Origin of the sequence: Microseira sp. BLCC-F43 (assembly GCF_041929235.1) — a bacterium.
Lineage (GTDB): Bacteria > Cyanobacteriota > Cyanobacteriia > Cyanobacteriales > Aerosakkonemataceae > Microseira.
Genome location: NZ_JBHFNP010000096.1, coordinates 1 through 18,024, shown reverse-complemented (window position 1 = coordinate 18,024; position 18,024 = coordinate 1). Strand labels below are relative to the sequence as shown.

Sequence of the window (18,024 nt, the reverse complement as noted above, 5' to 3'; positions counted from 1 at the left end):
ATAGCGGATTGCGCTTTTTGTGAGGGAAAGCCTTCTTCGTTTGTGTAGGGGCAGCATTAATGCTGCCGCTTACGCATTATGCGCCGTACTTCTTTTGGCTGCAAACCGCTATAGCACTCCTTTTTTCAGATTGGCTAGAGCGTTCTCAGCAGCACGCTTCTCAGCCTCTTTTTTGCTGCGACCTTTACCTTGTCCATACTCTTTTTCACCCACCAATACTTTAGCGAGAAATTCTGGTGCGTGAGGCTCTCCACCTGCATGAATTGTGACATATTTAGGGGGAGTTTGGCTAACGTTTGCCTGCACCCATTCTTGAAATCGATTTTTAGAGTCTACACTGGAGCGAATCTCAACAACATTCTCAGGTACGGAACCAAACAAATTTTCGACAAATTCGCGCACTGGATCGATATTTGAATTGTTATCCAAATAGTAAGCAGCAATAAAGGATTCAAAAGTACTGCTGAGCAAATTTGGATTCGTGAAACCTCCATCTCGAATTGCGCCTTTACCCAACCGCATTCTGAAATCTAAACCTACCTCAATAGCGAACCTTGCTAACTGTTTCTCATCTACCAGTGCCGCGCGACGACGAGTCAGTTCATCTTCTCCCATTTCCGGGTGACGTTTAAACAGATACTCGCCGCTTAAAAAAGTCAGGATAGCATCACCTAAAAACTCTAGGCGTTCGTTATTTTCCCCTTCACCAGGGTTTTCGTTGACATAGGAACGATGAGTCAGCGCCAGACGCAGCAGTTTTTCATTTTTGAACGTGGGAATGGTCATTTTTATCGATCGTACTGTTGTCATGGAGTCCATAAAAATTTTATCGCTTTTAGATGCGATCGCTCTCGACTTAGAAACCCGGTTTCTTCAAGAAACCGGGTTTATGAGACTCTGTCAAGCTGAGGAAAAAAGATTTCAAGCAGCCAGTTTATCGGCCTCAACTAAAAACAATTCCTGATTCTGCATTCGTACTTTTCCATCTTTTACAGCCGCATCAACAAACTTACTAAACTTGGCAAACTTCTTCCCATCGGGCTTACAAATAGAGCCAACTCCCTTATAGCAAGGGTAAAGCTGACGCATCAGGTTGCCAATCATAGAAAAGTTTGTAGCCTCACCTTTGCTTAACGCAGTCTGGATAGCTACTAGCAGATACTCGATAGCCTGATTGTAAGCAATCTGACACTGAACTGAATCTGTTTCTTTCTGAGTCATTGCTTCAACTAATTGAGGCAAATCGTCTAAAAAATAGAATTCCTTAGCAACTTCCTTCAGTTTTTGCTTGACATTACCTTTTTGAGCAAGGATTATGACTTTTTTGCCCAACTGATGCAGAGTGAGAACCAATTTTAAAAAGTCTCCATCTCCTGAGACAAGGATAACTATGTCCGGAGATAAATAGCTGTGAATATCCCCAAGGCAGTCAACCATCATTTTATTGTCTGCACTGTCCTTGATAGGACAAGGAACATCAACACAGTAACAACTAAGGCTCTTTAGCTTATCTTTTGCAGAAGCCTGGTTTTGACACTGTGAATTATAGTAGACCTTTTTGCTAATCAAACGTCCTTTGGACTTGGCAAAAGCCAGTAATAGATCGGCGTGTTCTAGAATTGACCAGACGTTTTGAAGATCGCAATATAGGGCTACTCGGGGTTCATGCTGGCTTGTTTGTACGCCAGCAGCTAGATGAGTATATGTCATCTTGGTATATCCTAATTCGTAGTTTGCTTGCTCGACAGCATCGGCAAACCACACATCTAGCTTTAGTCTTTTGGTTCCAGTCTCAGCGGTAGGACTTGTATTATCCTGCCCAGCACCGAGTCAACCCGTTGCCTGAGCATTCAACCTAATCTATGGTCAACCCCCTGACGGTTTAGTCAATGAATTGACCATAGATCAGGTTGAAAAATCAGATAACGGGTTGACTCGATGGGCAGGATATTGCAAGTCCTACCGCTGAGACAGCCATCAAGATTTGACGCTTTTGAGTGTGAATCTGTTTGCTATCTGTATGTGTCATAGCACAATTTAAATTTTTTGTCAATAGTTGTAGGGAAGATCCGAAATCTTCTTTCCAAGGGGAAAGTTGATGATTGCCGTGCCCCGACGCGCCACATCTGCAGGACTTACGCACTGACACCATATATGGTGGTTGCTGACACCATATATGGTGGTTGCGGTGCGTTACGCTGCGCTAACGCACCCTACATTTAGAGCTAAGAGGTCAGAAACCCGGTTTCTACGAACAATACCTTCGCCTTGCATCCGGCACCCTTTAGGGTGCGGCTATACAGACAAAGGCTGCCAAAGCAGCCTGCAATGATTTGAGCCTGCTTTGGCAGGCTTTGTTTGTGTAGCCACACCCTGAAGGGTGTGGGCGTTGTAGAAAATTGGCGAAGGTATTATACGAAGAAACCGGGTTTCTATGAAAAATCGTCGGGAATGTTGTAGGGGCTAAGGCTAAATAAAATTTCCCCTTGGAAAGAAGATTTCGGATGTTCCCTACGCGCCAAAGCCAAATCAGGTTTCTATTATCGTTGTGCGTCAAAATCAGCTGGAGTAGGGGCACGGCATCAGTAATTATTGCGCCAAATCAAAATTTTTCTTTAGCCTTAGCCCCTACAACGTTGTGTTATTTTTTCCGTCGAGCCAAAAACAATTCTTGATTTTTAACTCGGACTCGCCCATCTTTTACAGCAGCATCAACAAACTTGCCAAATGTGGAAAATTTCTTGCCATCAGGCTTAGTGATAGATGAAAATACCACATTTGGTGGAAAGCGCTTCAGCATCTGATTGCAAACGCGGGTATATACTGTAGCCTTACCTTGGCTTTGAACTATCTCAATCGCATCCAGCAGATGCTCTATCGCCCGTTCGTAAGGCATCTCAGGCGGGGCGGCATTTGTTTCTGACTGAGTTTCTGATTGAGTTTCTGGTTGAGTTTCTGGTTGAGTTTCTGACTGAGTTTCTGGCTGAGTTTCTGACTGAGTTTCTGGCTGAGTCTTATCTGCAACTAATGCAGGTAAATCGTCGATGATGTAAAACTCATCAACCAGCTTTTTGATCGGTCTACCCTCTAGCCCTTTGCGACCAAAAACTATCACGTCTTTATCGGTTTTTTGCAAGACATCGATTAAATTGTCACCGTAGCGATCGCCCACGACAATAATCACAATATCTACAGGGTCGATCCCGCAGTCTATCGACAATTGGAAGTCTACAGCGCTATCGATTCTCGATACAACATCAATACAATCAAAATCGAGATTTTCTAGAGTTTGTTTAGCTTTGTTTTCACGACTCCAATTGTTATAAACCTGACGGTTTACAACAGTTCCACGGGACTCAGCAAAAGTCAGCAAATTCTCAGCTATCTTGACATAGGGCGCAGTTTGATAGTTCCAATAAATCGAAACTAAGGTTTTTTGCGGTGCTTTTGGTTGGTTTGAAGCGAGATTGATGTTGGTCATTTTAGTATATCCACAACGGTAATTGGTTGATGCGACAGCATAGATAAATCGCGCATCTAGCTGCAACCAAGCTTTGTTCAAAAAACTACCACCAGCCACATGAGTTGGATGACAGTCTCAGCGGTAGGCTCCTTGGTATCCTGCCCAGCGTCGGGTCAACCCACTCGCCGAACATTAAGCCGAATATTTTGCCATCCTTTGATAGCTGAGTCAAGCACTTGAAGAGATATCGCGCTGAGTATTCAGCCAGTCGGGTGACAAGACACAAATGGGGATACTAATGAGCCTGCCCGCCGAGATTATCACCAACATCTTGCACTTTAGAATGCGGATTAGGCCGTTTTTATGTTTTTTACCACAATATCAATTTTTTGTCAATACTGCGATCAATTGGAATTATGAAACATCAAAATGAAGGTCAATTGTGGCTGCAAAAGATCGCTTTCATCAGGTCGTTAAAATTGCTCTAATTAGGACTTACGCAACTGGCATATTTTTTCTGTAGGGTGCGTGACGCGGCGAGAATATTTGAACGTAGCAATGGGATTTGTAGCGTCACGCACCAACCAACAATTGTGGCACTTGCGTAAGTCCTGTAATCAAAGATGGCTGGGACGTTACTCACGCTCCTTTACAGATTAAAGTGGGTGGTGTAGACATGGAGATCGATCTGGGAGCGGAACGATTGCTGGCAGCAGAGCGAGCTGGTGAGAAAATAGCGGTTGAAATCAAAAGTTTTCTGGCTAGCGCATCTGCAATTTCAGAGTTTCATACGGCACTGTGACAGTTTATTAACTATCGCGCAGCACTGCGGCGTGAAGAACGCGATCGCGTCTTATATTTGGCAGTTCCCGATCTGACCTATAACAGCTTTTTTCAGCTTGATTTTCCCGCATCAATGGTGCAAGAGAATGCCGTAAAACTGATTGTATACAACATTGAATCGGAGCAGATTGTTTTATGGAAAGCATGACAGATAAATTAATGCAATATCAGCAAATTGTGCAGCAATTATTGATGAGATATGCCCTGGTTAAGCCTGCTTATGGTGAGTTTGAAGTTGAAACTATTTTTGATACGGAGCGGCATCACTATCAAATTGTTCATTTAGGTTGGCATCATAACCGATGGATTCATCAATGCACGATGCATCTTGCTATTCGGAATGGAAAAATTTGGATTTTTTGTAATTCAACTGATCATGATATTGCGGCGGATCTTGTAGATTTGGGCGTACCAAAATCTGATATTGTGCTGGGGTTTCATCCTCCTTTTATGAGGGAATTGAGCGATTATGCCGTGGGGTAAATCTATCTACGTTCCTCGATAATAGTCTCGGAAACAGGCTTTCCTTCAACTTGAATTAACCGTCGCTGAGAAATTGGCTCGTACAAAGGATGTTTAATTTGTTTGACCAAGCCCGAATCAAGTAGTGCTTGATGAAATGCGGCTCGCTTGGCAATTTCTTCTTTATCAGCCAGAGATTTTTGAATTTTTTGGTTAAGTTGATGAAGTTCTTCTAGTTCAAGAGTTTCAAGCTGGCTCAATATTTGATTTAGAGTTGCTTGTGCCATAGCCTTCAGTCTTTTGTATGGAGTCATTTAGTGACTATTTTAGGTCATCAGTACTATAAAAGCGATCGCCATTGAAGGAGCGATCGCTTTTTTCCACAATATTCTACTTATCTCAGCGAGCGTTGGGTTTCCTACCGTTAACCCAACCTACGGCGGTGGCGATCGCACTAGAACTGACCACAAGCTCTATTTATGAGAGCTAGCACCATTTCTCGCCGACGTTGACGAGGAACATGATCCTGAATAATCCTTGTTACTGTTCCATTATCAGCATGTTGCCAGAACCGAGCTACATTTTGACGATCCCTACAATTAGCTGTGTAGCTAAACAAAACTCTACCATTTTGATTGGTATAATTCCGTTTAACCTCACCATCCCTTATATACGTGTTATGTGCACCATAAACTGCAGTGCCAAGACCAAGTGTGCTAAATCCAACTCTCAACCAATTGTCAACTTGATTTGCAGATGGGATAGCTTTTGCCACTTCTGGGCTATATAGCTGGGACACAGACCAGAAACTTACTAAAGCTGTAGTAATTGCTACTTTTGGTGACATAAATAAACCTTATTGCAGTTACATTTGCTATCTAGCACCCTTATCCATGCTCTTTTGCAGCTAACATCTTTTACGTCTTAACTAAGTGATGATCCGGAAAAAGCTCAGGCAATTTTGGCAATTATTTACATTAAAACTTTCCGTATATTACCCTGTGGAGCAAAGCCCTTATTCGCTTCGACCACTCAATCGGTACTTGTAAGGGTGAGCGCTACCCTTTATAGGTACATGGAAAGGAGATAAGCTAGTGTCATCTCAAGATAACTGCTGAAAATGGCCCAAAAAGAAGAGATGGCTGTGATTAAAGTCACAGTGCCTAAGCGCTTGCATGAAAAACTGAGAAACATTTCCCAACAGACTGGAGTTCCCATGTCAACTCTGCTGGTCATGGCGGCTGTCAAAGAATACAAATTTGTAGACGAACAAGAAAATAAGTAAATTTAAGTATATTAAACCGTTATATAAGTTATTTTTTATACGCTTTATTCAACCTACGGGCGATACGGCTCACGCCACACTTCGCGATGGCATTCTACCTCGCCTCAATCGTTGCTAGCCTATCTACCCTAGCTAAGACATCCTTAAGGGGTATTTACCACCCCAAGGCAGGATAAGACAGATAATCAGGTTAGTTTACAGTCCACCGAGATGACCGCGAAAAAGCAAGACACAGTTTCTCTTAAAGTCACTATGCCCAAAAAGATTCATGAAAAGCTGAAAGAGCTATCGGAGACCCGAGGTATTCCAATGGCTACCTTGCTGCTCATCGCTGCCATAGAAAAGTATAACCTGACTGGGGAACGTTCAGACAGCTAGAAGATGCCTAATATACCCTTAAAAGCTGTCTTAAGGATATCAGATATGCTATTCTTGGTTTCATCCTCTAATGGAGCGTTGATGATGACACAAGATCAACTCGAAGCCCTTGTGGATGAACTGGGCTTGGTTTCTGTCGTCAGCCTGCTGGCGACTATCTGCCACGATAAAGCTCAACAGATTTTGAGGCTGAAGGGAAAAGGGGCGACGCTTTATACCGCTTGGAATGCCAACGCTTTCTTGCTTAGACAATTGATGATTCGGCTACAACCGACAATCATCCATAAACCGGGTGTAGACGCCATAGCTGAATGAAAGTTAACCCACGTGCGGTAGGGGCACGGCATTATCAATATTTCGGTTTGTCGGTTTTATTTACTGATGCCGTGCCCCTACTTTTCAAACACTTGATTCCAATACTCAAAATTCAATCGAAAATCCAAAATCTAAAATATAAAATTCCTATGGGTGGTATAGGAGTCGAACCTATCTTGGGCGGGTTAAAAGCCCGCTGCACAGCCGCTATGCCAACCACCCAGGTAATTGCAGATTGCAGATTGAAGATTTCAGATTGGAATTAAATCTGCAATCTAAAATCTTCAATCTAAAATCTCCTGATGGGAATGACAGGAATCGAACCTGCAACCCCGTGATTAAGAGTCACTTGCTCTGCCTATTGAGCTACATTCCCAAAAAAGCCGGACGACTGAAGTCGCGGCTAGGCAAACAAAGCTTGCCTACGCAGGCTGTAAAATTGCTGATGTTTCTCAGTCGGCTTAGGCGGACTTGGTTTGTGTAGCACCAGACGACTGAAGTCGCGGCTAGACAAACAAAGCCTGCCTACGCAGGCTGTAAAATTGCTGATGTTTCTCAGTCGGCTTAGGCGGACTTGGTTTGTGTAGCCCCAGACGACTGAAGTCGCGGCTAGACAAACAAAGCCTGCCTACGCAGGCTGTAAAATTGGTGATGTTTCTCACAATTGGTTTGTCTAGCCCCAGACGACTGAAGTCGCGGCTAGACAAACAAAGCCTGCCTACGCAGGCTGCAAAATTGCTGATGTTTCTCAGTCCGCGTAGGCGGACTTGGTTTGTGTAGCCCCAGGCTTTAGCCTGTGGGCTACTTGAGGATTTTGGAAACGACGCCAGCGCCGATGGTATGACCGCCTTCGCGGATGGCGAAACGCATTCCTTGTTCGATGGCGATCGCTTTCCCCAACTCTACAGTCATTTTGATGCGATCGCCCGGTATTACCATCTCGGCTACACTGCCATCATCCCCCATAAATGAGGCAATTTTCCCGGTAACATCGGTTGTCCGCACGAAGAATTGAGGCTGATATCCGGCAAAAAATGGTGTCTGGCGACCTCCTTCTTTTGCGGTCAAAACGTAGACTTCCGACTCGAATGCGGTATGGGGAGTAATCGAACCGGGTTTAGCAATTGCCATTCCCCGTTCGATTTCCTGCTTTTGGATTCCCCGCAGCAATAAACCGGCGTTGTCGCCTGCGATCGCTTTATTCAAGGTTTTACGAAATGTTTCGATTCCCTTGACAACGGCGCTTTTTGTTTCCTTCAAACCGACCAATTCAACCGGATCGCCGACTTGAATTTCACCTCGTTCGATTAAACCCGTGGCAACGGTTCCTTGACCAGTAATAGAAACAACATTTTCCACTGCCATTAAGAACGGTTGCTCGACTTCTCGTACAGGAGTTGGCACGTAAGAATCTACCGCATCCATGAGTTGATAAATAATATCCACCCACTCATTTTCACCCCGTTGAATTTTGGGATTTGCGGTCATATTTTCCAACGCTTTGAGAGCAGAACCTGCCACAATGGGAATTTCATCGCCGGGGAATTCGTAATCACTCAAAAGTTCGCGGATTTCCAGTTCTACCAGTTCCAAAATTTCCTCATCGTCCACCATATCTTTTTTATTCAAAAAGACAACAAGGTGAGGCACGCCGACTTGTCGCGCTAACAGAATGTGTTCCCGCGTTTGCGGCATCGGGCCATCTGCCGCCGATACAACCAGGATCGCACCATCCATTTGAGCGGCACCCGTTATCATGTTTTTCACATAGTCCGCATGTCCGGGACAGTCTACGTGGGCGTAGTGGCGCGAATCGGTTTCGTACTCTACGTGGGCAGTATTGATCGTAATGCCGCGTTGCTTTTCTTCGGGAGCTGAGTCAATTTGATCGTAGGATGTTGGGATCGCTTGTCCTCGCGCAGCCAAAGTCATAGTAATAGCCGCCGTTAGAGTCGTTTTCCCGTGGTCAACGTGACCGAGCGTGCCAATATTAACATGGGGTTTTTTCCGTTCAAATTTGTTGCGTGCCATGCACTTTAGCTCCTCTTTTTTGTTATAAATAGCTGTTAACAGTTAACGATTAACTATTAACAACTAAACGGAAAGTGGAGGAGTCGAACCTCTACAGCATAATGCTGCACGCTGGTATTCCAAACCAGTTGCCGTCCACACAGCCGCACTTTCCAGTGAATTTCATATTTTAGATTGAAAATTGCAGATTTAAAGCAACAATTGAATCTAAAATATAAAATTAACCCCTGGCTCAAGAGTCGAACTTGACACTCCATCTTTAGGAAAGATAGGTCTGCATCCGGCAGGTAAGGGAAAAAGTAATTTCAAATTTCAGATTTCAGATTGCCGATTGGAATTCAATCTAAAATCTATTTCAAATCAGAATAATTTGACATCGTACAGTTTGAAGCGATCGTCATGGGTGATGATTGTATAATCTTCTGCTTTCGCCTGAGCAATAATCATGCGCTCAAAAGGATCTTGATGATGAAAGGGCAAATAATGCAATATTTCGTAATGACGAAATTGAGTTTCTAAAATCTGAAACTGGTTACTGACCAGAAATAGTTCTAAGTCCGAAAGCGAAATGGACAATGACAATTTACCAATACTAATCTTGATGGTCATTTCCCACAAGCTAGCTTGACTGACGTAAATGTCATTGGCAGGATTAGCAATTAACGCTCGTGCTTCTTCGGAAAGCTTCTCATCCCCTTCAATAAACCAAATTAGAATGTGAGTATCGATGAGATATTTCATGGCAGCATATATTCTTCAAACCCTGGAGGCGTTGCATCAAAATCATCTGCCACATAAGTAAAAATGCCCTTGCCACAACCAAATTGACGAGGTTGAACGGCAACAGTCTTTTCCACTGCATTTTCTTTTAATTTTTGGATTTCGTTTAAAAGTTGAAGATCTTTCAACAATAAAATCCACTGAATTAATTCTAATTTGAGAGATTCAATATTCATGCCTTTATTGTACAATATTGTTGTATAACTGTTACATCAGGCATATATTATACCACAGCGATTCAAATTATCACCCGATAATGCAGCACCAAGACACCATTTGCATAAATCTTGCTGTCGGTGAGTTCCAGATCGGTTTGCGCGATCGCTTCTCTAAAAAGTGGAATGCCTGAACCCATTAGAAATGGATTCACCTTTAGGATTAGCTTGTCAATCAATTTTTCAGCAAAAAGTGTTGTGGCTAAATCTGCACCACCACAGATCCAGATGTCTTTGCCTGTTTGATTCTTCAAACTTTTTACTAATGCAACAGCATCTTCTGAAACGAGTTCCACATTCCGCTCTGGACTTTCTTTCATGCTGCGTGAAAAAACATACTGTTTCATGTGCGGATAAGGGTTAGTGATTCCAACATTTAGCCCCACTTCGTATGTCTTACGCCCCATTAGAACAACATCGAAGCACTTATTTTCTGGATGGATACCCAGTGCATCGCGAAAGTGAACTGGAAAAGTTTCGGGAAAAGATTCGAGTAAATCAGTTATATGCTCGCCTTCCTGGAGAAAGCCTTCAAATGAGCCGTCCTTGTGAGCAATAAATCCATCAACACTGCAAGCGATGTAATACTTTAGTTCGCGCATATTAAACTCTCCTGATAAACTACTGCAACGCGGATATATTACCGATGATAATTATTTTTACCTTCAGACCAACCTAAACTGGGATGGAAAATTTGAGCGATAATTTCAGCTGGTGTATCTGACAAATCAAGCCTCCTCATCATATCTAACGCTAACTCTGGAGTAGACATCTTCGACTAGCATGAGGAAGGGTTTATCTACTTCCCGTTGGGTTGCGGCAATATAAGCACTAAAATTTGAGACTAACGGTTAACCTTTAAAAAATGCCTGATTTTTTCTCCAAATAAATTTGCAGTTTCCCAATGAATATTATGACCGCAATTATTAACTATTTCTAATTGGGCAAATTTACACAAGCTGACCATCTCAGTATTGATGCTAATAAATTTTTGATCTAGCTCACCAACTAGCAAAAGTAAAGGAACCAAATTTTCCTGAAGCTTTATCCATAGAGAGGGTTGACATCCTGTACTAAGATTACGAAGCGATTTAGATAGTTCCAAAGGGTTGCTTTGTAGACGATGCTCTAGCATCCTCTCAAAATCAGGATGTTTTTTGAGAGAAGCAAATAAAGGTTGGTTATACCATTTAGTTATAAAACATGAAAAATCCTCAGTTTCTAACTCTTTTGCTAGCTGGAGATCCTGCTGAATTCTCTTGTCTCGTTCTGCTTGTGTTTTTAAGCCTGGGGAAGCCGATTCAAGGATAGCTTGAGAGAAATACTCTGGGAAATAGAGAGCTAGATATAAAGCTAATCTTCCTCCCATTGAATAACCGATTAGAATACATCCTTTGATCCCCAATGCTGCTATAAATCTAATCAAACCCTGGGCAGTATGCTCCATTTTGTAATATTCTTCTCCACCGATTACTTTAGTTTTTCCATGACCAGGTAGAGTAACTGCTAAACAGTAAAAATCCTTGGATAGGAGCGATATAGATTGATTAAATTCGTGGCAATTTCCTAGGAATCCGTGCAAAAAGAGAATCGGGAAATTAGTCGAACTGCCTCTGGAGCAATAGTTAAAGTTATAATTCTCAACTTTGATATATTTTTCCACATTTACTCCTCATATCCTCTTAGATCTTTCAGCTTAGCATTTTCTGCTTGATTTATGCCTTGGCGCCTACCTGCTTACTTGATGCCAGCACATTCCTCAATAAATCTCATATATTCATCTTCCCTAAGCTGGCGCTGAAGAAGGTAGATAGACCATGGGTAACTCATATCTTATTGACTCAAGTATCCACATGATTCAAAAACTGTTACAACTAGCTTATATACGACAGCGATTTAAGTTATCACCCGATAATTAAGTACTAAGACGCCGTTTCGATTCAAAATCTTCAACCTTGTAGCAATTTTAATCCAAAAAAATCACAGATTTTATGCGCTGCTGCTTGAGGACTCATCTGACTTGTATCGATTGTTAGTCCTGAATTTGGTAGTTTGGGGTATAGATGCTTTCCGGCTTGACGGATACTACGAAAAAGTTCAAGCGATCGGAGTTTATTAAACTCTGCTCGTGATGGATTATAGTCAGCAATTCTGCGATCGAGTTCCCGCTGTTGTGTTTCTGTGAGATTGAGATCGGCTTGCTCTGCTGCAATACTGTCTAAAATAGCCTGCACAATGCGAATCCGAGTTTCAATGCTTAAGGCTGTTATTTCCTTCAATGTAGCTGTGATGTCCATGCAACTGCTCTAAACAGATGACATTACATCTCAAATATAGCGGTTGCTGCACTTTATCGGTACCCGGAAAGCGGATAAGCTGGTGTGGTCTAGCGATCGCTGCTTAAAATGGCTGAACAAGAAGATTAGATTTGAGGTTTCAGATTCAAATTAGCCTCAATAGCATCCAGCCTAGCCTCAATAGCCGCTAACCTATCTGGTACTCCTGTATCAGCTTGAATACCTTGCGATATGTACCTCAGCACCAACCGATTTAAGCTGGTGTTTTGCTGTTTAGCTATATCCTCCAGTTGCCGCTTGACTTCAGGGTCTAGCTTGATGCTGAGTGTCATTTTGGTTGCCATCCCAAAAGGATACCCTGACTATGCCCTTTATCGGCACTCGGAAAGCGGATAAGCTGGTGTGGTTTAGCGATCGCTGCTTGAAATGCCTGAACAAGAGGAAACTTCCAAAACCATCAAAGTCACAATGCCCAATCACATTTACCAAAAGCTGAAGAAGCTATCTGATGAGTCAGGAATATCCATGTCTAAACTGATGCTCCTGGCAACTCTCAAAGAATATAAGCTCATAGATGACAAAGACACCTCGGATTGGGGATAACTGCTGAAAATGGCCCAAAAAGAAGAGACGGCTGTGATTAAAGTCACGGTGCCTAAGAGCTTGCATGACAAACTGAGAAAAATCTCCCAACAGACTGGAGTTCCCATGTCCACTCTGCTGGTCATGGCGGCTGTCAAGGAATACAACCTCGTAGACGAAACAGAAACCAAGTAGCTATAAGTATACCATTAGTACCCTTAAAAGGTACTTTGTGTTATTTTAGGGTATAGTCAACCCTGAAGGTTTACTTATGACCCAAGATGAACTGGAAGCCCTGGTCGATGAACTGGGCTTAGTTTCTGTTGTCAGTCTGCTGGCGACTATCTGCCATGACAAAGCGCAAGAGATCTTCCAGCGGCAGGGAAGAGGGGCTACCCTTTATACCGCTTGGAACGCCAATGCTTTTTTGCTCAGACAGTTGATGACCAGGCTCCAACCTACGTGCAGCTATAACCCCGATGTACACCCCACTGGTGACTAAGGTTGAACAGCTAACCCCTTGCCCAAGAGTCGAACTTGGTCACCAGCCTTCGCAGGGCTAGGTCTGCATCCCACAGGCAAGGGAGAATTCATAAAGATGGAGTTGAAGGAACAGAGGGAGCGATCGCATCTTTGGTACGCTAACAGCTAAGTCGAGCAGCAGATAGCCTTGCCGCCATTACCGAGATTGCCCATCTGTCCACTTAAACAGAAAATAGGCAATTCCAAAATAAATGAGACTGCTAAACCAATCTCCCGCAAGCAAGAAAACTACCCCTAAAGCTGCAAGCCCAAAGGCAACAACGACTCTTATGGTTTTGTTTGGGCTGTTTTGAGCCGGTTTTTCTGCGCCAGAGTATCCCGGATTTGATAATTGCGTTTCCTCCGGGTCGATCGCAAATACTTCTCCAGCAAGATCTTCTTGCCAAACTTCAATTGCGTCTAAAATCCTCTGACGAGCTAAACGCTCGTCAACTTCCTGCATTCGTCTGGCTCCAGACAGCATAGGCCAGAAGATTGGAATAAGATTGTGCAAGGCAGCGGCTTGCTCGAATGCTTTATGGGTTTCGACTAAGGCATGATACTCTGAGATGGCGTTGCGAATATAAAGAGACTTGGCTTTGCGTATCTCCTCCTTCGAGAGTCCTGAAAGTCCAGCAATGAATAGCTGCAACTTTTCTGGTGACAAAGGATCGTTTGCACTGTTCATATTGGGTTTAACCCTACGCTATAGTTGAACTTTTTGTCCAAGTATTCACAGAGGTTAAATACAACTATGCGAAATGCTATTTCGTACTCAGCCGATGGAGTCGATCCACCCCATCAAGCGATCGCAACGCCAGTGACTTCACAGAAATCCACCGGGAAGGTACTGCCCCTTCTACCTCTGCGTTATCAGCACAGTGCCTCGCTTCTCGGCTTCCGGTGGATAAAAGGAAGATGGAGGAATCGAACCCCTACGACATCTCTGCCGTACCACGGTTTTCAAGACCGCTTGCCGTCCATTTAGCGGCATCTTCCAAGTTGAATAACGGAAGCTGGAGGAGTCGAACCCGTACAGTTGTTAACTGCACTCCTGTGTTCGAGACAGGTTGCCGTCCTCTCGGCAGCAGCTGACAAAATTTTGGGTGTATAGCGATTCTTAATGAATCTTTTTTATTGATCTACACCCCATTTAATAGTAAAATGGCAAGACGTTTAAAAGCTTGTCATGCGAATCACTCAAGACCAACTAATAAAATGGTTCCAAGAATACTATCAGTCTCATGGTGTAGTTCCTGCCTTAAATAAAGTTAGAGATAAAAGTATTCCTTGCCCAGTAACCCACAATACAGTTGTCAGGAAATTTGGAAGTTGGAATAATGCTTTGAAAGCAGCAGGCTTACCGTTATTCGTCAAACCAATCCTAGCGAAGGAAGTAGTTTGTTGTAACTGTGGTAAGGTTTTTTATAAACAAAGACACCGACTACAAGAGGGCAAACCCGATTTTTGTTCAAATTCATGTGCAGCAACTTACAAAAATTGCCATAAAAATCATGGAACTAGACGATCTAAGCTTGAAGATTGGCTTGAGGAGCAGCTTTTAAAGCTTTATCCAGAATTAGAAATTCATTTCAATTGCAAAGATGCCATAAACGCAGAGCTTGATATATACATTCCCTCTGTAAATTTAGCTTTTGAGTTAAATGGTATTTTCCATTATGAGCCAATTTACGGGGCAGAAAAACTAGCGTCTATTCAAAATAATGATAGCCGCAAGTTTCAAGCCTGTTTAGAAAAGGGAATTGAATTAGCCTTTATCAACTGCTCTCAACAAAAAAAGTTCCAGAAATCTACCTCTCAAAAATATCTTAACATCATAACCTCCATTATCAATTCAAAGGTGTCTGGGGGAACTCGAATCCCCTAATACTGATGCCACAAATCAGCGCCGCGACCACTTTGGCTTCAGACACAGTGGATCTGGTGGGGGTCGAACCCACAACCTCTTCTTTGCAAGAGAAGCGTTCTCCCATTGGAACTACAGACCCATAGTAGGTAATAGGTAATAAGGCGAGCGAAACGCACAATTACCAATTACCCATTCTCACTATCTCGCGCACTGCCATTAAAATCTCACCTAATTTATTTTTACCGCTGCCATCTTTACCACAACCCCAGTAGTAATCTCCTGGTGCATTTTCCACGATTAATTCATCGCCTGTAGCGAGAATAATTTCGCGGATGTCGGCATGGGTTTTAAATTTTTGCAATACTCCTTGTTGCATAATTGAGTCTTTGACTTGTTCCCAATCGCTGCGTAAAGGGTGAGAGCGATCGCGTCCCATTCGAGCCGCATCTTTTGGGTTTTTGACTTCGCAAATTTTCTCAAACCAAGCCCAGTCAGTCGTCACAAACTTCTGAGCTTGAAAATAATGTTCGCTCGTCATCCACCACAATCCATCTAGCTCAAAACCGTGGCGGGAAAAGTTAGAAAAACAACCATATTCACCCTTCGTGCTGTAAAAGTAGATCGGCATAAATTTAATTTCAGATTTCAGATTTTAGATTGCAGATTTTGCTCAACTAGCTATCTGCAATTTTTGGCAATAATTTGGTGGATACTGGTCAGATTTGTAGGCGAAGCCTTCCCGAAGGGTACTGACATCTTTTTAGCAGCCAGCTAAACGCTTTACCAATTAAGCTACAGACCCATTTTATGTGTTTTAAATGCGATCGCACCAGAAAAAATAGCGTGCAAGTTACCAGAGCATTGCGCTTTCTCAGATACTAGGGGGACTCCGCTGGTGAGTTACTACACACTCTTTAAAGGATGACTACCTCCAAGCCAACCTCCCAGGTTCTTCGCACTCCCCGTTCCCACGCGCCTACCGTTTTTGCGGTAGCACTTTTCCTCTCGTACTAAAGTATGTAAGCTCTTGGGAGTTAGGGCACGCTTTGTGGATGCGATCGCGCGAACTTTGTAGAGAAAATTAGCCAGTGAATGGAACCACCTCCTTTAATCAATATACTAACATTTCAACCGGGAATTGTATTGTTTTAAGCTACAAAGATTTCGCCTTTTCCTGATACCATTCCCTAGCCGATTTCATCAAAGCTTTATTAACATCTTTCCAAGAGAGTTGAGCAGCCTCTAATTCAGCCACACTTTCTTTTTGCACGTCTGTCATAAACCACTGCAAAAATGCTCCGATTTGTGGCATCTCAAAGCGATCGCAGCCAACAGCAGTAACCGCTTGTTCTAGACGAGCAGTTGTGACAAACAGATTGACAAAATCGTCAATACTTTGAGCAACTTCTGGATCGATTTGAACGGGTGCTTTCGTTTTTACTACTTGGTGTTTTTCACCTTTAGCTTTGAACAGCAGTTCCGCATAAGATAGACGTTCTGTAAGTTCGCCGCTTTCTGGAAACATTACCAACCCTTCGCCAATTCCTTCAATGCCAAAAGTTTCTTTCACCCAAGGATCGACTTTTTCTACAGTATCAACCGCTTGATTGAGGCTGTCAACAACTGATGCCAGTTGCTCGCGATCGCCAAAATCCAAAACAAACGGTTCTCCATAAAAAGGCAAGACAAAAATATCGGGATGCTTGGGCAAAAACTCAGCGATTTTATCGGGACGAATTTCCAGTTTTGCTAACTTTCCATCTACGCCGCCGAATTGAATTGCGAACGCAGCAAAGATTTTCCGATCGATCTGGGAAATAGCCGTGCGTTTTTGAATTCCTTTACCGCACCATTCCCCAAAAATAGTTGTATGTTCGGAACTGGCTAACCGACTAAAAAACTCGATGTTTTGATTTACCCAATTAGCAAAACCGAGATTGTCATTTTCCGTTGAAATTATCTGCGATCGACTTTGGACAGCAACTCTACCATCGGTAAAAATTTGAATCCCACCATTTGTCCCGTCGAGTTTAACTTTAGCTCGATAAGTTATCTTGGGAGTTTCCCCAACAGCTTCTAAACTGCGACGTAGATTGTACAGCAATTCGATACTAGGCCATGTTTGCAATATTGCCGAACGCGCCACTGTTTCTTGACAGTAAATAGCTGACAGATCGGTGCCAATTTCTGCCTCTACCTTACCAAGAGCCATGCCAAAAGAATAAACACCTCGCAGCTTTACAGGTTTGATTTTAGTGCCATCTTTCAGTACAGAATCAGTTAAAGCGATCGCAACGATATCGCCAACCTCATAAATGTTTTCTGAGTTAGCAACTATTTGCACTGGCTCCCACCCCGGAGCTGCAAAACTATAGAGACGCAGCGCATCAGCATTCGGATGATTTTGTGCGGTTTTTACTTCCATAGCAATTACAGGCATGGGGAAACTCCTTGATGTATCACTCGAGCGAGACTTACGCAGACCTATAGTGAATTTAGTATGCGACTTATCCAGTTTCCGGAAATTAAACAGTGAATCTAACCACCTCCTTTAATCAAAAAACTAACATTTTAAACGGGAATGGTAGGACTTGAACCCACACAAACGAAGGTAGAAGCTTCGCGCTCTATCCATTGAGCTACATTCCCATAAATCTAAAATCTGAAATCTAAAATCTAAAATCAAATAGTCCTGGCAGGATTTGAACGGGCAACCCCTTGCTTGTAAGGCAAACGCTCTCCCATTGAGCTACAGGACTATAAAAGCGGATGATGGGACAAGGGACCCATGCGCTGAGCGTGGCACACTCAGATACTAGCCATTACCTATAAGGGCGGTATTGAAAGCTACCATCTTTTAAGTGGTGGATGAAAAGCGACGCGAGCGGTTTTAACCGCCGTCATATTACCTATTTGGGTAAGTCTGTGTTATAATAATAACATGAGCAGAGTAACTATCACGCTAAAACTAAAATTCGTTG

At 43.0% G+C, this 18,024-nt stretch carries 23 protein-coding genes, 8 tRNA genes and 1 pseudogene; 8 read left to right on the top strand and 24 right to left on the bottom strand.

Going from position 1 to position 18,024, the window contains the following annotated elements; translation table 11 throughout:
• Window positions 1-108 precede the first annotated feature (108 nt).
• The 3 genes from rnc to ACE1CM_RS14745 all read right to left on the bottom strand — a co-directional run bounded on the left by rnc (window position 109) and on the right by ACE1CM_RS14745 (window position 3,562).
• Entirely contained in the window at window positions 109-819 is a 711-nt protein-coding gene (rnc, locus tag ACE1CM_RS14755) for a ribonuclease III (protein ID WP_374878268.1), read from the bottom strand.
• Window positions 820-921: 102 nt separating this feature from the next.
• Complete coding sequence (locus tag ACE1CM_RS14750) at window positions 922-1,764, bottom strand: NYN domain-containing protein (protein ID WP_374878267.1); 843 nt, start codon at window positions 1,762-1,764, stop codon at window positions 922-924.
• A gap of 877 nt (window positions 1,765-2,641) precedes the next feature.
• Window positions 2,642-3,562 (bottom strand): NYN domain-containing protein, encoded by a 921-nt coding sequence (locus ACE1CM_RS14745; RefSeq protein ID WP_374878266.1) that lies wholly within the window; start codon window positions 3,560-3,562, stop codon window positions 2,642-2,644.
• Window positions 3,563-4,079: 517 nt separating this feature from the next.
• Here ACE1CM_RS14745 and ACE1CM_RS14740 point away from each other — a divergent pair.
• Both ACE1CM_RS14740 and ACE1CM_RS14735 read left to right on the top strand, forming a co-directional pair.
• A pseudogene (locus ACE1CM_RS14740) lies at window positions 4,080-4,454 on the top strand (element excision factor XisH family protein).
• Window positions 4,442-4,789 (top strand): XisI protein, encoded by a 348-nt coding sequence (locus tag ACE1CM_RS14735; protein WP_374878265.1) that lies wholly within the window; start codon window positions 4,442-4,444, stop codon window positions 4,787-4,789. The pseudogene ACE1CM_RS14740 and the gene ACE1CM_RS14735 overlap by 13 nt, the downstream one beginning before the upstream one ends.
• A 2-nt stretch (window positions 4,790-4,791) precedes the next feature.
• Here the strand turns inward: ACE1CM_RS14735 and ACE1CM_RS14730 are convergent, their stop codons facing one another.
• A complete protein-coding gene (locus ACE1CM_RS14730; RefSeq protein WP_374878264.1) occupies window positions 4,792-5,055 on the bottom strand; it encodes a hypothetical protein in 264 nt (87 codons plus the stop codon).
• A gap of 167 nt (window positions 5,056-5,222) precedes the next feature.
• Window positions 5,223-5,615: a hypothetical protein gene (locus ACE1CM_RS14725; RefSeq protein ID WP_374878263.1), complete on the bottom strand. Its 393-nt coding sequence runs from the start codon at window positions 5,613-5,615 to the stop codon at window positions 5,223-5,225.
• Between the two features lie 273 nt (window positions 5,616-5,888).
• On the opposite strand from ACE1CM_RS14725, the gene ACE1CM_RS14720 reads away from it, so the two are divergent.
• A complete protein-coding gene (locus ACE1CM_RS14720; RefSeq protein ID WP_374878262.1) occupies window positions 5,889-6,053 on the top strand; it encodes a ribbon-helix-helix domain-containing protein in 165 nt (54 codons plus the stop codon).
• 423 nt (window positions 6,054-6,476) lie between these two features.
• Window positions 6,477-6,746: a hypothetical protein gene (locus tag ACE1CM_RS14715; protein WP_374878261.1), complete on the top strand. Its 270-nt coding sequence runs from the start codon at window positions 6,477-6,479 to the stop codon at window positions 6,744-6,746.
• Between the two features lie 150 nt (window positions 6,747-6,896).
• On the opposite strand, the gene ACE1CM_RS14710 is transcribed toward ACE1CM_RS14715, so the two are convergent.
• The 11 genes from ACE1CM_RS14710 to ACE1CM_RS14660 form a co-directional block, all read right to left on the bottom strand.
• Window positions 6,897-6,968: transfer RNA gene (locus ACE1CM_RS14710), tRNA-Lys, on the bottom strand.
• A gap of 81 nt (window positions 6,969-7,049) precedes the next feature.
• A tRNA-Lys gene (locus ACE1CM_RS14705) sits at window positions 7,050-7,122 on the bottom strand.
• 425 nt (window positions 7,123-7,547) lie between these two features.
• A complete protein-coding gene (tuf, locus tag ACE1CM_RS14700; protein ID WP_374878260.1) occupies window positions 7,548-8,777 on the bottom strand; it encodes an elongation factor Tu in 1,230 nt (409 codons plus the stop codon).
• A 68-nt stretch (window positions 8,778-8,845) separates the two neighbouring features.
• Window positions 8,846-8,931, bottom strand: a tRNA-Ser gene (locus ACE1CM_RS14695).
• A gap of 206 nt (window positions 8,932-9,137) precedes the next feature.
• Window positions 9,138-9,518 (bottom strand): type II toxin-antitoxin system VapC family toxin, encoded by a 381-nt coding sequence (locus tag ACE1CM_RS14690; protein WP_374878259.1) that lies wholly within the window; start codon window positions 9,516-9,518, stop codon window positions 9,138-9,140.
• Window positions 9,515-9,733, bottom strand: a complete 219-nt coding sequence (locus ACE1CM_RS14685) for a hypothetical protein (RefSeq protein ID WP_374878258.1) — start codon at window positions 9,731-9,733, stop codon at window positions 9,515-9,517. The genes ACE1CM_RS14690 and ACE1CM_RS14685 overlap by 4 nt, the downstream gene beginning before the upstream one ends.
• A 62-nt stretch (window positions 9,734-9,795) precedes the next feature.
• Window positions 9,796-10,374, bottom strand: a complete 579-nt coding sequence (locus ACE1CM_RS14680) for a dihydrofolate reductase family protein (protein WP_374878257.1) — start codon at window positions 10,372-10,374, stop codon at window positions 9,796-9,798.
• A gap of 38 nt (window positions 10,375-10,412) precedes the next feature.
• The gene (locus ACE1CM_RS14675) at window positions 10,413-10,544 is read right to left on the bottom strand and encodes a hypothetical protein (protein ID WP_374878256.1); all 132 of its coding nucleotides are present in this window, start codon (window positions 10,542-10,544) and stop codon (window positions 10,413-10,415) included.
• A gap of 72 nt (window positions 10,545-10,616) precedes the next feature.
• Complete coding sequence (gene menH / locus ACE1CM_RS14670; RefSeq protein ID WP_374878255.1) at window positions 10,617-11,435, bottom strand: 2-succinyl-6-hydroxy-2,4-cyclohexadiene-1-carboxylate synthase; 819 nt, start codon at window positions 11,433-11,435, stop codon at window positions 10,617-10,619.
• A gap of 286 nt (window positions 11,436-11,721) precedes the next feature.
• The gene (locus ACE1CM_RS14665; RefSeq protein ID WP_374878254.1) at window positions 11,722-12,069 is read right to left on the bottom strand and encodes an addiction module protein; all 348 of its coding nucleotides are present in this window, start codon (window positions 12,067-12,069) and stop codon (window positions 11,722-11,724) included.
• A gap of 125 nt (window positions 12,070-12,194) precedes the next feature.
• A complete protein-coding gene (locus ACE1CM_RS14660; protein ID WP_374878253.1) occupies window positions 12,195-12,401 on the bottom strand; it encodes a hypothetical protein in 207 nt (68 codons plus the stop codon).
• Between the two features lie 94 nt (window positions 12,402-12,495).
• Between ACE1CM_RS14660 and ACE1CM_RS14655 the strand changes: the two genes are divergently transcribed.
• The 3 genes from ACE1CM_RS14655 to ACE1CM_RS14645 all read left to right on the top strand — a co-directional run bounded on the left by ACE1CM_RS14655 (window position 12,496) and on the right by ACE1CM_RS14645 (window position 13,153).
• Window positions 12,496-12,672, top strand: coding sequence for a hypothetical protein (locus tag ACE1CM_RS14655; protein WP_374878252.1), 177 nt, complete (start codon window positions 12,496-12,498; stop codon window positions 12,670-12,672).
• Window positions 12,673-12,705: 33 nt separating this feature from the next.
• Window positions 12,706-12,846 carry a ribbon-helix-helix domain-containing protein gene (locus ACE1CM_RS14650; protein ID WP_374878251.1) on the top strand — a complete coding sequence of 47 codons (141 nt, stop codon included), beginning with the start codon at window positions 12,706-12,708 and terminating at the stop codon, window positions 12,844-12,846.
• A 76-nt stretch (window positions 12,847-12,922) separates the two neighbouring features.
• The gene (locus ACE1CM_RS14645) at window positions 12,923-13,153 is read left to right on the top strand and encodes a hypothetical protein (protein WP_374878250.1); all 231 of its coding nucleotides are present in this window, start codon (window positions 12,923-12,925) and stop codon (window positions 13,151-13,153) included.
• A 177-nt stretch (window positions 13,154-13,330) separates the two neighbouring features.
• On the opposite strand, the gene ACE1CM_RS14640 is transcribed toward ACE1CM_RS14645, so the two are convergent.
• Window positions 13,331-13,861 carry a hypothetical protein gene (locus tag ACE1CM_RS14640; RefSeq protein WP_374878249.1) on the bottom strand — a complete coding sequence of 177 codons (531 nt, stop codon included), beginning with the start codon at window positions 13,859-13,861 and terminating at the stop codon, window positions 13,331-13,333.
• A gap of 224 nt (window positions 13,862-14,085) precedes the next feature.
• A tRNA-Ser gene (locus ACE1CM_RS14635) sits at window positions 14,086-14,172 on the bottom strand.
• A 190-nt stretch (window positions 14,173-14,362) separates the two neighbouring features.
• Between ACE1CM_RS14635 and ACE1CM_RS14630 the strand changes: the two genes are divergently transcribed.
• Complete coding sequence (locus ACE1CM_RS14630) at window positions 14,363-15,061, top strand: homing endonuclease associated repeat-containing protein (protein WP_374878248.1); 699 nt, start codon at window positions 14,363-14,365, stop codon at window positions 15,059-15,061.
• A gap of 48 nt (window positions 15,062-15,109) precedes the next feature.
• On the opposite strand, the gene ACE1CM_RS14625 is transcribed toward ACE1CM_RS14630, so the two are convergent.
• The 6 genes from ACE1CM_RS14625 to ACE1CM_RS14600 form a co-directional block, all read right to left on the bottom strand.
• Window positions 15,110-15,182 (bottom strand) — tRNA-Ala (locus ACE1CM_RS14625).
• 39 nt (window positions 15,183-15,221) lie between these two features.
• Window positions 15,222-15,671, bottom strand: a complete 450-nt coding sequence (locus ACE1CM_RS14620) for an NADAR family protein (RefSeq protein WP_374878247.1) — start codon at window positions 15,669-15,671, stop codon at window positions 15,222-15,224.
• Between the two features lie 75 nt (window positions 15,672-15,746).
• Window positions 15,747-15,845: transfer RNA gene (locus ACE1CM_RS14615), tRNA-Ala, on the bottom strand.
• Window positions 15,846-16,196: 351 nt separating this feature from the next.
• Window positions 16,197-17,483, bottom strand: a complete 1,287-nt coding sequence (locus ACE1CM_RS14610) for an RNA ligase family protein (protein WP_374878246.1) — start codon at window positions 17,481-17,483, stop codon at window positions 16,197-16,199.
• A gap of 136 nt (window positions 17,484-17,619) precedes the next feature.
• Window positions 17,620-17,692 (bottom strand) — tRNA-Arg (locus tag ACE1CM_RS14605).
• Between the two features lie 38 nt (window positions 17,693-17,730).
• Window positions 17,731-17,802, bottom strand: a tRNA-Val gene (locus tag ACE1CM_RS14600).
• Window positions 17,803-18,024: the final 222 nt, after the last annotated feature.

Excerpts from the sequence above, each read along its gene's own strand:
- rnc (WP_374878268.1), bottom strand. The coding sequence starts at position 819 with ATGGACTCCATGACAACAGTACGATCGATAAAAATGACCATTCCCACG.
- ACE1CM_RS14735 (WP_374878265.1), top strand. The coding sequence starts at position 4,442 with ATGGAAAGCATGACAGATAAATTAATGCAATATCAGCAAATTGTGCAG.
- ACE1CM_RS14730 (WP_374878264.1), bottom strand. The coding sequence starts at position 5,055 with ATGGCACAAGCAACTCTAAATCAAATATTGAGCCAGCTTGAAACTCTT.
- ACE1CM_RS14725 (WP_374878263.1), bottom strand. The coding sequence starts at position 5,615 with ATGTCACCAAAAGTAGCAATTACTACAGCTTTAGTAAGTTTCTGGTCT.
- ACE1CM_RS14720 (WP_374878262.1), top strand. The coding sequence starts at position 5,889 with ATGGCCCAAAAAGAAGAGATGGCTGTGATTAAAGTCACAGTGCCTAAG.
- ACE1CM_RS14715 (WP_374878261.1), top strand. The coding sequence starts at position 6,477 with ATGCTATTCTTGGTTTCATCCTCTAATGGAGCGTTGATGATGACACAA.
- tuf (WP_374878260.1), bottom strand. The coding sequence starts at position 8,777 with ATGGCACGCAACAAATTTGAACGGAAAAAACCCCATGTTAATATTGGC.
- ACE1CM_RS14690 (WP_374878259.1), bottom strand. The coding sequence starts at position 9,518 with ATGAAATATCTCATCGATACTCACATTCTAATTTGGTTTATTGAAGGG.
- ACE1CM_RS14685 (WP_374878258.1), bottom strand. The coding sequence starts at position 9,733 with ATGAATATTGAATCTCTCAAATTAGAATTAATTCAGTGGATTTTATTG.
- ACE1CM_RS14680 (WP_374878257.1), bottom strand. The coding sequence starts at position 10,374 with ATGCGCGAACTAAAGTATTACATCGCTTGCAGTGTTGATGGATTTATT.
- ACE1CM_RS14675 (WP_374878256.1), bottom strand. The coding sequence starts at position 10,544 with ATGTCTACTCCAGAGTTAGCGTTAGATATGATGAGGAGGCTTGATTTG.
- ACE1CM_RS14665 (WP_374878254.1), bottom strand. The coding sequence starts at position 12,069 with ATGGACATCACAGCTACATTGAAGGAAATAACAGCCTTAAGCATTGAA.
- ACE1CM_RS14660 (WP_374878253.1), bottom strand. The coding sequence starts at position 12,401 with ATGACACTCAGCATCAAGCTAGACCCTGAAGTCAAGCGGCAACTGGAG.
- ACE1CM_RS14655 (WP_374878252.1), top strand. The coding sequence starts at position 12,496 with ATGCCTGAACAAGAGGAAACTTCCAAAACCATCAAAGTCACAATGCCC.
- ACE1CM_RS14645 (WP_374878250.1), top strand. The coding sequence starts at position 12,923 with ATGACCCAAGATGAACTGGAAGCCCTGGTCGATGAACTGGGCTTAGTT.
- ACE1CM_RS14640 (WP_374878249.1), bottom strand. The coding sequence starts at position 13,861 with ATGAACAGTGCAAACGATCCTTTGTCACCAGAAAAGTTGCAGCTATTC.
- ACE1CM_RS14630 (WP_374878248.1), top strand. The coding sequence starts at position 14,363 with ATGCGAATCACTCAAGACCAACTAATAAAATGGTTCCAAGAATACTAT.
- ACE1CM_RS14620 (WP_374878247.1), bottom strand. The coding sequence starts at position 15,671 with ATGCCGATCTACTTTTACAGCACGAAGGGTGAATATGGTTGTTTTTCT.
- ACE1CM_RS14610 (WP_374878246.1), bottom strand. The coding sequence starts at position 17,483 with ATGCCTGTAATTGCTATGGAAGTAAAAACCGCACAAAATCATCCGAAT.